Here is a 12,357-nt window from a genome sequence, read left to right on the forward strand (position 1 = left end):
TAAAGGGAGAGTCTGCTCCCGACTCAGAAAAGCTGGATCCATCCCAACCAGAAACAACCTGCAGAGAAAACTGCCAGTTTACTCTCGCGCTATTAACGGACCGAATGAAAATGCATCCATACTGGAAGAATTCTCTCCCGTTGATGCAGATCCCTCGGTCGTTTCTCGATGAGCGCTTGAGAAATTCGCGGGGTTTTCATGCAGGACTTCTATGAATTTCGATACCACATCATCGGGTACCGACTTCTGTTTTCTCTGAATGATTCCGATCGGACGGAACCATTCCACCTGTTCCAGGCGTACGATTTTTAATGACTGATCCTGAACTTCACGGCTGACGGTCGGCAGAGGCAGGATCGCAATTCCCGCTTCGGCTTCCACTGCCCGCTTGATGTTCTCAATATTGTCAAATTCATGGATCAGCTGTACGTGCACACCGGCTTTTTTCAGCCAGCGATCCATTTTCTGTCGAACGACTAATTCTGATGTGAATGCCACGAAGGGCTCATTTTCAATGTCCCCAACCTCACAACTGACCTGATCTGCCAGCCGGTGACCGGGGTAAACCACCAGTACCATCGGCTGTTCCTGCCAGAGGATGCTGGTGAGATCTTTGTCTTCCTTGGGGAAAGAAACCAGCCCCAGATCGGCCTGGTTCTCGCTGACCCGCTGATAGACTTCGTCCGGATGCAGATAATCGAGGTTGATCATCACTTCCGGATACAGGTGCTGGAACTGCTCAACATAGTCGTGCATCTGGGCCAGACCCACCGAGTAAATGGCGGCAATCCGCACCCGGTTCTTTGTCTGACCGATCGCCCGACGAACCTGTTCCTCGACCTGCTCGAAGGATCTCAGCAACTGCTGGCAGCCATCAAAATAAATCGAACCAGCGGGCGTCAATTCAAACGGACGCTTCGAACGATCAATCAGCTGCGCTCCCAGCCGCTTCTCTAATGCATGCACGGCCTGACTGGCTGCCGACTGAGATACACGACGAACCTCAGCAGCTTTGGAAAAGCTGCCGTGCACGACGACATCACAGAACAGTTCGGCATTACGCAGGTGCATGGGAGAGAATCGAGAGCCTTTTATAAGGAAAACTAATAATAGCTGCTTCGAACTATTTAAATTTCGAATACGGCACAGTGTAGAGTTGCTGAAGGCAATAAGTCAAGCGTCTGCTCATATGAAAAACGGGGACCACGGACTTACGCAATGTCCGAAAACTGTAATCATATAAATATATTATACTTACGCTTACAGCCTCTGAAACGTCCCAGAATTGGGACGACAGCGGGCTGATATCAGGTCTGCCAGCTTCGGCTCAGATATCAGGAGATTCCGATACAGAATGGCCTCCCACATCTGTCAGACACTTATGCCAGACACCGGTTCTATTAAAATTACTTATACTGATCGAAACCGCCTGTAATCTGCTGAAAATAACCTATGTTTCAGCTGAGAACCCTCCCGCAGCGCCGCGGGAATCCCTCATTATTATTAAACCCCCTCACGCAATTCTGCGTTCCTCGAATCACCAAATCTGCAATAACAGACCCAGCTGCGAACCTGTTCAAAACAGACTCGCGTGGTTAATATCGAGACTGACTACTGTAAAGGGATGCAGTATTCCCTGTTCCACGTCCGCCACCTCTCTTCATCCAACACAAGGAATTTTGATGAGAAAACTTATCCCGCTATTCACACTCCTCCTCATGGGAACTCTACCTCTGCTCTCCGGGTGTGGTTCCTCACCCCAGCAGGCCGGTCCACCAGAGGGTCCTGCAGGATCGATGCAGTACCTGATGCAGGGCGTTGCGGATCAGAAAATGGAAGTGGTCTGGGAATTTCTGCCCGCCAGCTACCAGAGCGATGTGAATGGCCTGGCTCACCAGTTCGCGGATAAAATGGATCCGGAAATTTACAATGAGATGTTCGCCATCGCGCAACGAGTGGCCAAACTTCTGCAGGATAAAAAAGAGTACATTCTCAAAAACGAAATGCTTGAGAGCCCTAAGACCGCACCGGAAGAAGTCGCGAAATACTATGATCCCGGTGTCGATATTCTGGCTTCCCTGGCCAACAGTGACCTGTCGACCATCGAGAAACTCAAAACCTTTGATGGCGGCAAATTCCTGTCGACCAGCGGCTCTCAGATTGCCAAAGACTTCGCCACCATCTCGGGCCTGATGCCTCAGAAAGAAGGCGACCCTGGTTTTACCGAAAAGCTGAAGCAGGCCAAAGTCACCCTCGTCTCCGAAGAAGGAGATCAGGCCACGATCAAAATTGAAGTTCCGGGTGAAACAACCAAGGAAGAAGTCATGGTCAAAGTGGAAGACAAATGGATTCCCCAGACCCTGGCCAAAAACTGGAAATCCAAAATCGAGAGCGCACAACAAAGCCTGGACAAATTAAAGCCGGAAGACATGGCTGCTCAAAAAACCCAGGCAATGGCAGGTTTCAAGCAGCTGAACGCCACCCTGGCCCAGTTGGAAAATGCGAAAACGGAAAAAGAATTCAATGAACAGTTCACCAATCAGGTCAGACCATTGGCTCAAATGGCGCCAATGCTCCTGATGCTGGGGGCTGCAGCCGTTATGGAACAGGGATTCTCCGATGCAGCTGCCGCCCGAGGTGGAGTCATGGCAGAAAGCCCCGGCGAAGCCAAACCGATTAATCCCAACACGATGATCAGCATCGTCGTCAACAAAAAGCTCTCTCCAGGCGAACAGGATCCGATCATTGATGAGATCCTGCAGTCAGCCAACGACACCGAATCCCTGCAGGTGATTCCAACTGTCGATGGAGAGATCACCACCTTCAAGGTTTACCCGGTCGAAGACATCGAAGCGTTTTCGAAGAAGATCAAGTTCGGTAAGCCCTCCAAGGTCGACACAGATTCCCGCTCGATCACCGTGGAACTGGAGTAACCGGTAAACTCCCCATTCCGATCGAGGCAATAAAAAAGGCCACTTCCTGTGAACATAGGAAGTGGCCTTAAGTTTTGCTGGTTTGCGCAGCAATCATTGTATCTCTGAGGAGACTTACGCAGCTTCAGAAAAATCTTCGTCGCTGTCGTCGCAGGCTTCTACGGTAGAATCCAGCTCGTCTTCTTCCTCTTCATAAACGAGGAAGTAGATCTCGTTCATGGCTTCTTCCAGGTAGGAACGAATATTTTCGCTGTCTGTAGATTCAATCAGTGATTCCAGTGCAGCGACTACACGGTCGACTTCTTCACTGGTGATTTCTTCGAACTCTTCATTTTCTTCTGACATCATTACCTCCATGTCGTGTGTTTGACTACGTTAAGCAGGAAAAGCACGAAGTTTATTATCGGTCTTCCCCACCTAAAGCATTAGCACGGCCCTGTGCATTTTTTACCAGCTGAAACGTCAGTTGAGCCGATCCTCGACTACGCCCGAAACGTCACAGCGCCACTGATTTTGTCGGAAAAGAAGTGAAACGAATCACGATTTCTTTTTCTTTTTCGAGTCCTTTTTCTTTGCGCTCGTCTTCTTTTTTGATTTCTTCTTTTTCTTCGCTTTTTCGACGGTATTGTCACCAAAAATGCGGTCCCAGCCCTTCGTAAAATCCTCGCTTGACCCTGTGTGGACCGTATAACCCGTCACTTGAACGTCCTCCCATTGAAAAAATGAATCGAAAACAGCGGTTGTACTATCTAAATTATTTATGAAACCAGAATTTGTGGCAAGCCTGAAATCCGGCCTCCCCGATCCCAGACCCCTGTTTTCAGCAGAATTGGCTCTTCCCATGACTGACAACCAGAAATTGCCCTGCTATGCCGTCATTTTTCGCTCCCTGCGAACGCAGGACGAAGCAGGCTATGCTGAGATGGCCATCCGTATGGAAGAACAGGCACGTCAGCAGCCCGGCTTTCTGGAACTGACCTCGTTTCGTGCCCCCGACGGAACGGGAGTCACAATCTCCTACTGGAACAGCCTGGAAGCCATCCGGGGCTGGAAGCAGCATCCAGAACATATTACAGCACAACAACTTGGGAAAGACAAATGGTACGCCCACTATACGGTCGAAATTGCGAAAATCGAGTCAGTGTACCACTTTCCCAGCCCGGATGAGCCCGGCCGGTAATCCCGGCTATTCCTCTTTTTTCTCAGCCGGTTTCTTGTCGTCCTTTTTCTTTTCCGCTTCCTCTGCCTGACGCTGTTTCTGCATTTCGTTCTTCGACTTCTTCGATTTTTCCAGCTGGAAGAAAGATTTGCCAATCGTCCGGGGAAACTCGTTATTGGACAGCTGTGTATCTGCAGTCTCCCGGTGCGGGTCCAGGGTCAGGCTTTTGAGGGGTTTCTCTGTCAGAATCAGCTTGGAAACACTCTGGTTGTTGTACCGCCAGATCTCCGCCGGAATCCGCAACATCCGGCTGGAGTCGTCGTCGAAGGTCAGCTTGAGAATCACGGGCATCACCAGTCCGCCATGGTTCTTCAAATCGACGAGGTAAAAGTAATTCTGTGTTTCCAGCAGCTTCTTCTCATCGGCGTCCAGTTCCTTGAGATGGGATTCAAATTTCTTGCGGTCCGCATCGGTCACGTCGAGCTCATCGTATTCGTTGTAGAAATCCTTCAGCTCCGGAAACTTTTCGGTCCGTTTAGGCAGCTTTTTATTCCGCATCTCCGACAGCGACTCGGGCTCCTCATCGCGACGCTTCTTCCGCCGAACCTTATCCACGTAGGGATCACCGGTCTCCAGCTGATACTGCCGCACGTTCTCGATTGCCATGTCGGTATGGTCGGTTGTGTAGAACCAGCCCCGCCAGAACCAGTCCAGATCGACGCCGGACGCGTCTTCCATGGTGCGGAAGAAGTCCGCAGGCGTCGGCCGTTTGAACATCCAGCGCCGGGAATACTCCTTGAACGCGTAATCGAACAGCTCACGACCGAGCACGGTTTCCCGCAACACATTCAGCGCGGTCGCCGGCTTGCCATAGGCATTATTACCAAACTGCAGGATCGACTCCGAGTTCGTCATGATCGGCACCTGGTAACCACTCTTCATGTAATCCACCATGTCGCGGGGTTCTCCGCGGCGGGACGGATATTCGTCTTCCCACTCCTGCTCGGTCAGGAACTGCAGGAACGTCGTGATGCCTTCATCCATCCACGTCCACTGACGCTCGTCACTGTTGACGATCATCGGGAAATAGTTGTGTCCGACTTCGTGAATGATGACCGAGATCAACCCGTACTTGGTCCGCTTGGAATAAGTACCATCTTTTTCGGGACGGGGACCGTTAAAGCAGATCATCGGATATTCCATCCCCCCCACCGGGCCGTTCACTGAAATCGCCACCGGGTAGGGATAGGGAAAGGTATACTTCGAAAAGACATTCAGCGTATGAATAATGGCGTGCGTCGAATACCTGCTCCAGAGCGGCTCCCCTTCGTTGGGGTAATAAGACATCGCCATAATCGGCTCAGTCTTACCTTCCAGCTGATGCCCCTGGGCATCCCAGATGAATTTACGCGAGCTGGCAAACGCGAAATCGCGGACGTTGTCCGCCTTGAAAACCCAGGTCTTCTTGCCCTTCGGCTTTGATTTCTCGTTCGCTTTCGCTTCTTCTGGAGTGATGATAAACATCGGCTTTTTCGCGGTTTTGGCCTCTGTCAGACGCGTGCGCTGCGTCTCGGTCAGCACCTCTTCCGGATTCTGTAGTACCCCGGAGGACGCGACCACATGATCGTCGGGCACCGTGATCCGCGTCAGAAAGTCACCAAATTCCAGCGTGAATTCTCCGCGTCCCAGGAACTGCTTATGCTGCCAGCCCGTGTTGTCGGTGTAAGCCGCCATGCGCGGATACCAGTGGGCGATCTCATACAGAAAGTTCTTATCGTCTTTGAAATATTCGTAACCGGTACGCGCGGGGCGGCTCTCGGAATCGTTGATCAGGTAACTCCAGTCCACCGAAAACTGTGTGCTCTCGCCGGTCTTCAACGGCCGGGGGAGATCGATCCGCATCATGGTTTTGATAATCTGATACGGCAGCTTGTTCCCCTCGGCATCCAGGACCGCAGTCACCTTCATGCTGCCGTCAAATGTCTCCTTGGCCATCAACTGCTGCATCGACTTGTAGCCCACTTTCCCCAAAGGAGAATCCGTTCCGGTCAGGTGTGCATCTGAGTCGAAAGAGAGAATGTTGGTATCGAGCTGCAGCCAGAGATAGCTCAGCGTATCGGGCGAGTTGTTCGTGTAAGTGATCTTTTCCGAACCGATGATTTTCTGCAGCTTGTCGTCCAGCTCCACGTCGATCTCATAATCCGCCTGCTGCTGCCAGTACTTTTCTCCCGGTGCGCCGGATGCATTCCGAAACCCGTTCGGCGTAGGCAGCACTTCATCCAGCTGTCGGAATTTGTCTTCCTGCTTGAATTTATCGTTACTGACGGCCTGCCCGTAGAGCGTCGATCCGGAGAGGAGCAACAGGGTCAACAGGCAGAAACGGGAAGTCACCAGGAGCCGGGCGGACAGATTGCGGAGAGCGTTCATGGAGATAATCACTGTTCGTCTTGAAGTCTAAGCGTCGGGAATGCGAGCAAAATCAGATTGAGAATCAACCCATTTTAACCCGGTTTCACTGTCGAAATGCAAGCCATTTCCCGTTTCCGGGCCGACTTTCGCTGGTTGTCTTACGCAGAAAAGCAGAATTCAGCGGGCCAGAAATGAGAGAATCCCCTCCCAAGGCTGCATGTAAGTCAGAAAGGGGAGCCCGTCCACCGTCGCCTCCCGCTGGCGGGTCACACCATCGACGGCGTTCGCTTCACGGACCATCACTTCCAGAATCCGCAACTGTTCCTCCCGCTGCCAGCGAAACAGGGTCGCACTCTGATCTTTCAACAACGCGACCGACGCCGCCAGGGCCAACGCCCCCCAGTTACTCGTTCCCGCCACAATGTTCCAGTCCGTAGCCACCCGGCACGGAATCAGCCCTGCATGCGCCGAAGCGATCCGGCGGGCCAGTTCTTCCCAGGCAATCGCCCCCATGCCGATCTCATTTCCGCCATCCCCGACCCCAATCGACTTCGCTTCCGGAAAAAAGTCGGGCAGACGTTCAAACAACTGGTGCAGAGGCGCCGTATGAGAATCAATGATCTCTCCCCGCATGTTGTGACAGCGATCATGGTGGTCGCAGGGGACTTTTTCGTGAAATGCGGTCGGCTCCAAACCAGCCACCCGCTCCTGTCGGCCCCAGGAGTCCGGGGTATGGCTGGGGCCGACCCGTTCCACCGCTACCAGATGGCTGACCTTCCGGGTCGCATAAAACCGGGTCACCCAGCCGGGGTCATCCCCCTCAATCACATCGATCTGGCTCTCCGGATAAGCAAATGCCCGCGCCGTCGCTGCCACCACGGGTGCACACAACGCATCGGTCACAATGGATGTATGGATGCCACACTCCTGCAGAACCATCGCCAGCAGAATCGATCCCGGCGGCCCATCCGTCTCTGCAGACGGGATTTCCGCAGCGGGAATATAAAAACCGGTGGTAATTGCCACATGGGTGCCTGCCTGCACCAGGTCCTCGGCGGCATGGAGTAAATGATCAGTGCACAAAGGCCCAAACCGGGCTTCCGAATCAATGAGCCCCCGTTTACCCGGATCCCTGCGGATCAGGCGATCAAATTCTCGAATCAGTTCCGTTTGCGGGTTGCCCATTCCGGCCCATCTACTTCCACTGATATGTGGACAACAGGGAGAGAGAACGCGTCACTTAAACTCAGTCAAACTCTATGCATGCAGGAATCAGCGGAAGTCTCGCCCGAGACCGCCGATCCCACAGTTTACACTGGTTCCTCAGGAAACGACAGGCCGTGCCGATTGAAAAAGCCAGGCAAAGAAAATACCATATTACAGCTGTGATTCCCGCGATTGGGACCAGCGACGAAATGACCTTCCTGCTTGTGAGAAAAGACCCTCTACAGGGATTCGCTGGTTGTCAGAACGTCTGGGCATCGCCAGAATTACTAAGGTAATCAGGTCGCAAGACCTCCCACCCCGCTTAAGCAAACCTGTCTGAGACATAATGGCGGTTTTAAACCGCTCAACCGGGTATTTTCATTGAACTTGAAGACCATCAGTGTGGCTGCTTCGCAAGCGGATTATCGGGATCCGTGAGCAGACGGGGTTACCCCCGAGTGTTACCCGATCAGAAATCAGTCTTGTAATATAAAGTGAGGATTCACTTCTGTGAGATTTGGGTTAAGTCGTCTAAGCTTGTTGCTCCTCTTTCCGTTGTTCAGTCTGACCGGGTGCGAACAGCCTCAGGTCAACTTCGTCTTTTCCGAAAAGACCAACGAACTCGTTCCGGAAGCCGCCAAACCGGTGAAAGAAGCATTGGTCAGACAGTTTGGCAATCCCTTTGAACTCACTCAGTTTGAAGGGCTCCCCACCGACTTCGGCGACGTTGAAGGCTCCGTCAAAACCGTCCAGGCCAGCTCCGGCGAAGAGAAGTTGATCCGCTTCCAGGTCGAAGGCCTGCAGGACGCCTACCCCAAGCTGCTCGGACTCCCCCTGGAATGGACCTCGGGCAAGGGGCAGGGACAGATCTCCCGCATCAAAGAATACAACTACGAAACCGGCACCATCGCCGTGGACAAGACCGCAGACATCGATCCCCAGCCCGGCGATACCTTCCTGGTGGAATGCACGCGGCTGCAGTTCGGTCGCGATCTCTACAACCGCCACTGCATGCACTGTCACGGCATGAGCGGTGAAGGCACAGGACCGACTTCGCGCTACCTCAATCCCCCACCCCGCGACTTCCGCCAGGGCATCTACAAATACACGTCGACCAAACCGACGGCCAAAGCACAGAACGCCGACCTGGAACGCACCGTCAAGGAAGGTATCGCGGGCACCTATATGCCCTCCTTCAAACTGCTCACCGATGATGAAGTCTCCGCCATCGTAAACTACGTCGTCTGGCTTTCCATCCGCGGAGAGACCGAAAAGAAAATCGTTGATGAACTCTTCTTCGACTATTCCAAGAAAGTGGTCGCTGAACGCACCAGCGAAGATGGCGGCGAATCTCGCGAAGACGTCATGGAAGAGCTCAAGGAATACATGGAACTCGACTTCCCGGATACGCTCGAATTCGCAACCTCGAGCGTCGCGGAAGCCTGGGAAGAAGCCAACATGGAGGACGCTGTGGTCGTGCCCGAAACGCCACGGGTTCCCGATACCCCCGAATCACGCGAACGGGGCCGCAAACTCTATCTCGGCGATAAAACCAAGTGCGCTACCTGCCACGGCCCTCAGGGACGCGGCAACGGAACGGCGACCCAGGACTTCTGGACCAATCCGGCCACGAATGAGAAATATCCCAACCGCGGACTGCACGACATCTGGGGCAACCAGTTACCGCCCCGCGATCTGCACCGTGGTATCTACCGGGGCGGACGTCGCCCGATCGACGTCTACCGCCGGATGTACTCCGGCATTAAGGGAACACCGATGCCGGCCTTCGGCGGGCCGCTTTCGGATGAAGAATTATGGGACCTGGTCAATTACGTGATGAGCCTGCCTTATTCCAGCAAATAAGTTCAGACCCCAACCTGACCGGATCAACTGTTTCAACGACTGATAATGAAAACGAATCATATCCTCAACCAGAAAACCAGAGGGGAGACCTGTAGTGGGTAAAGGATGGTGTTTATTTTTTCTGTTCTGGCCAGTGGCGGCTGTCGTATCTTGTGCGATGGCTCCCATGGTGGGCTGGTCGTTTCCCTACGATAACGCCCAGGCAGCCAGTAACCTCGGAATCCGCATCGACGGGCTGTTCTACCTGATCCTGTTCGTGACCGCGGTCGTTTTCGTTGGTACACAGGCAGTACTCGTTTATGCTCTCTGGCGTGGTTCCAGTAATCGCGACGAACGGGCTACCTACACCCACGGCAACCACAAACTGGAACTGATCTGGTCCATCATCCCCGGTGTGATCCTGCTGTTCCTCGCCCTGTATCAGATGAACCTCTGGGCCGATTTCCGTATCAAGAAATACTTTCCCGAAGCAGCCGTCAAAGCACCGATCGCGGAAGTCACCGCGCGTCAGTTCGAATGGCGTTTCCGTTACCCCGCCATCGGCAAGGAACTGCAACCCAAACCGCAGTCCGACGATCTGTATTCCGTCAACGAACTGCACGTCCCCTTCGGCAAGCCGGTCATGATTCAGCTCCGCAGCGAAGACGTTCAGCACTCGTTCTTCCTGCCCGCCCTGCGAATCAAACAGGACGCCCTGCCCGGCCTGCAGATCCCGGTCTGGTTCGAAGCCAACAAAGAAGGCGTCTACGACCTGGTCTGTGCCGAACTCTGTGGCTGGGGGCACTACAAGATGAAAGCCCACGTGATCGTGGAATCAGAAGCAGACTACCAGAACTATCTGAAAAATCTCACCCAACAGCAGTTTTACGACGGGCTGGGCAAGATTGCCGCCAACGAGAATGATTCTGAGAGTGAGGCAACCGAGAAATGAGCGTTGTGCACCCATCCCCCACCGGCCTGCAACCGATCCTGAAGCCTCAGGCACATCATGCGCCCGGTAATTTCTTTACGAAGTATATCTTCTCCACCGACCACAAGATCATCGCCATTCAGTTCCTGTTCACAACACTGCTGATGCTGATCGTCGGGGGTGCCCTCGCGCTGGCCGTCCGCTGGCAGCTCGCCTTCCCCTGGGAATCGATGCCCATCGTCGGCCCCTGGCTCTTCTCCGCCGAAGCAGGACAGATCTCGCCTGAGTTCTACACCATGCTCTTCACGATGCATGCCACCGTGATGATCTTCCTCGTCATCATCCCGATCCTCGCCGGAACCTTCGGCAACCTGCTCATCCCGCTGATGATCGGTGCCGACGATATGGCGTTCCCCAAACTCAATATGCTCAGCTACTGGTTCATCTGGCCCGCCATTATCTGTTTCGGTATGAGCTTCGCCTACGCCGGTGGGCCGGCAGCAGGCTGGACCGCTTACCCGGTTCTGGCCGACCTCCCCCAGGCAGCCCCCGGATCCGGAACCGCTCAGACCCTCTGGCTGCTGGGCGTCACTTTTGTCGGCTTCTCATCCATGATGGGGTCGATCAACTACATGACCACCATCATCAACATGCGGGCCCCCGGCATGACGTTCTTCCGTCTGCCTCTGACCATCTGGGGTCTGTTCATCACCGCGATTCTGCAAGCCTTCGCTCTGCCCGTATTGACCGCAGGCGGCTTCATGCAGGTCACCGATCGTCTGCTGGGCACCTGTTTCTTCTACCCCTCGGGACTGATCATCAACAACGCTGATCCGACCATCGGCGGAGGACAGCCCCTGCTCTGGCAGCACCTGTTCTGGTTCTATTCGCACCCCGCCGTTTATATCATGTTACTCCCCGTGATGGGCATGATCTCGGATATGCTCAGCTGTATGGTCCGTAAGCCGATCTTCGGTTACCGACCGATGATCTTCTCCATGTCCGCGATCGCCAGCCTGGGCTTCATCGTCTGGGGACACCACATGTTTACCAGCGGTATGAACCCCGCCGTCGGGATGGCCTTCATGGTCGCCACTATGATGATCGCCCTCCCCTCTGCCGTGAAAACTTTCAACTGGACCGCCACCGTATGGGGCGGCAAAGTCGAATTCAATACCGTCACCCTCAACTGCATCGGCTTCCTGTCGATGTTCGTGGTCGGCGGTCTCAGCGGAATCTTCATGGCGGCAATCCCCGTGGACGTCTACTTCCACGATACCTACTTCATCGTGGCCCACTTCCACTATGTACTCTTTGGTGCCACGCTGTTCGGCGTCTTTGCGGGAATCCATTTCTGGTTCCCCAAAATGTTCGGACGCATGATGAACGAAAAACTGGGCAAAACCCACTTCCTGCTGACCTTCATCGGTGCCAACGGAACCTTCTTCCCGATGCACTTCCTGGGAATGCAGGGCATGCCCCGCCGCTATGCCGATCCCTATCTGCACGGCTACCTCGAACACCTGCTCCCCATGAACCAGTTCATGACCATCTCGGCCATCCTCATGGGGTCGGCCCAGATCCTGCTGTTCATCAATATTTTCTACAGCATGTTCTTCGGTCCCAAAGCCGGACGGAACCCCTGGAATGCAACCACCCTGGAATGGACCGCACCGTCACCACCGCCTCACGGCAACTTTGACGAACCGCCCATCGTCTTCCATGGGCCCAATGAATACGCCGTGCATAACGGCGACAAAGATTTCCTGCTGCAGACCGAGAAAGAGTGTGAACCACCCAAACCGTCTGACACAGAACCAGAGAACAACACTGACAACGATCAGGAAACTTCCAGTTAACCCGCTAACGAAGTGTTA

General features: G+C 53.9%; 10 protein-coding genes. 5 read left to right on the plus strand and 5 right to left on the minus strand.

Going from position 1 to position 12,357, the window contains the following annotated elements; genetic code table 11:
- Positions 1-78: 78 nt before the first annotated feature.
- Positions 79-1,071: a LysR family transcriptional regulator gene (locus tag F1728_RS10015; protein ID WP_155363979.1), complete on the minus strand. Its 993-nt coding sequence runs from the start codon at positions 1,069-1,071 to the stop codon at positions 79-81.
- Positions 1,072-1,682: 611 nt separating this feature from the next.
- Between F1728_RS10015 and F1728_RS10020 the strand changes: the two genes are divergently transcribed.
- Entirely contained in the window at positions 1,683-2,933 is a 1,251-nt protein-coding gene (locus tag F1728_RS10020; RefSeq protein WP_155363980.1) for a hypothetical protein, read from the plus strand.
- 114 nt (positions 2,934-3,047) lie between these two features.
- On the opposite strand, the gene F1728_RS10025 is transcribed toward F1728_RS10020, so the two are convergent.
- Together F1728_RS10025 and F1728_RS10030 are read right to left on the minus strand one after the other, a co-directional pair.
- Complete coding sequence (locus F1728_RS10025; protein WP_155363981.1) at positions 3,048-3,278, minus strand: hypothetical protein; 231 nt, start codon at positions 3,276-3,278, stop codon at positions 3,048-3,050.
- 192 nt (positions 3,279-3,470) lie between these two features.
- Positions 3,471-3,776: a hypothetical protein gene (locus F1728_RS10030; protein WP_155363982.1), complete on the minus strand. Its 306-nt coding sequence runs from the start codon at positions 3,774-3,776 to the stop codon at positions 3,471-3,473.
- Between F1728_RS10030 and F1728_RS10035 the strand changes: the two genes are divergently transcribed.
- Positions 3,775-4,113: an antibiotic biosynthesis monooxygenase family protein gene (locus tag F1728_RS10035; RefSeq protein WP_155363983.1), complete on the plus strand. Its 339-nt coding sequence runs from the start codon at positions 3,775-3,777 to the stop codon at positions 4,111-4,113. The genes F1728_RS10030 and F1728_RS10035 overlap by 2 nt on opposite strands.
- 6 nt (positions 4,114-4,119) lie before the next feature.
- Here F1728_RS10035 and F1728_RS10040 read toward each other — a convergent pair whose 3' ends face one another.
- A complete protein-coding gene (locus F1728_RS10040) occupies positions 4,120-6,519 on the minus strand; it encodes a M1 family metallopeptidase (RefSeq protein ID WP_155363984.1) in 2,400 nt (799 codons plus the stop codon).
- Positions 6,520-6,678: 159 nt separating this feature from the next.
- Positions 6,679-7,686 carry a glutamate cyclase domain-containing protein gene (locus F1728_RS10045; RefSeq protein WP_155363985.1) on the minus strand — a complete coding sequence of 336 codons (1,008 nt, stop codon included), beginning with the start codon at positions 7,684-7,686 and terminating at the stop codon, positions 6,679-6,681.
- Positions 7,687-8,217: 531 nt separating this feature from the next.
- Between F1728_RS10045 and F1728_RS10050 the strand changes: the two genes are divergently transcribed.
- From F1728_RS10050 to F1728_RS10060, 3 genes are all read left to right on the plus strand, one after another.
- Positions 8,218-9,570 carry a cytochrome c gene (locus F1728_RS10050; RefSeq protein ID WP_155363986.1) on the plus strand — a complete coding sequence of 451 codons (1,353 nt, stop codon included), beginning with the start codon at positions 8,218-8,220 and terminating at the stop codon, positions 9,568-9,570.
- Between the two features lie 94 nt (positions 9,571-9,664).
- The gene (gene coxB, locus F1728_RS10055; RefSeq protein ID WP_155363987.1) at positions 9,665-10,501 is read left to right on the plus strand and encodes a cytochrome c oxidase subunit II; all 837 of its coding nucleotides are present in this window, start codon (positions 9,665-9,667) and stop codon (positions 10,499-10,501) included.
- A complete protein-coding gene (locus tag F1728_RS10060; protein ID WP_228030614.1) occupies positions 10,498-12,339 on the plus strand; it encodes a cytochrome c oxidase subunit I in 1,842 nt (613 codons plus the stop codon). The genes coxB and F1728_RS10060 overlap by 4 nt, the downstream gene beginning before the upstream one ends.
- Positions 12,340-12,357 lie beyond the last annotated feature (18 nt).

Origin of the sequence: Gimesia benthica (assembly GCF_009720525.1) — a bacterium.
In the GTDB taxonomy this organism is placed as follows: domain Bacteria; phylum Planctomycetota; class Planctomycetia; order Planctomycetales; family Planctomycetaceae; genus Gimesia; species Gimesia benthica.

Excerpts from the sequence above, each read along its gene's own strand:
- F1728_RS10030 (WP_155363982.1), bottom strand. The coding sequence starts at position 3,776 with ATGGGAAGAGCCAATTCTGCTGAAAACAGGGGTCTGGGATCGGGGAGG.
- F1728_RS10020 (WP_155363980.1), top strand. The coding sequence starts at position 1,683 with ATGAGAAAACTTATCCCGCTATTCACACTCCTCCTCATGGGAACTCTA.
- F1728_RS10045 (WP_155363985.1), bottom strand. The coding sequence starts at position 7,686 with ATGGGCAACCCGCAAACGGAACTGATTCGAGAATTTGATCGCCTGATC.
- F1728_RS10025 (WP_155363981.1), bottom strand. The coding sequence starts at position 3,278 with ATGTCAGAAGAAAATGAAGAGTTCGAAGAAATCACCAGTGAAGAAGTC.
- F1728_RS10015 (WP_155363979.1), bottom strand. The coding sequence starts at position 1,071 with ATGCACCTGCGTAATGCCGAACTGTTCTGTGATGTCGTCGTGCACGGC.
- F1728_RS10040 (WP_155363984.1), bottom strand. The coding sequence starts at position 6,519 with ATGAACGCTCTCCGCAATCTGTCCGCCCGGCTCCTGGTGACTTCCCGT.
- F1728_RS10060 (WP_228030614.1), top strand. The coding sequence starts at position 10,498 with ATGAGCGTTGTGCACCCATCCCCCACCGGCCTGCAACCGATCCTGAAG.
- F1728_RS10035 (WP_155363983.1), top strand. The coding sequence starts at position 3,775 with ATGACTGACAACCAGAAATTGCCCTGCTATGCCGTCATTTTTCGCTCC.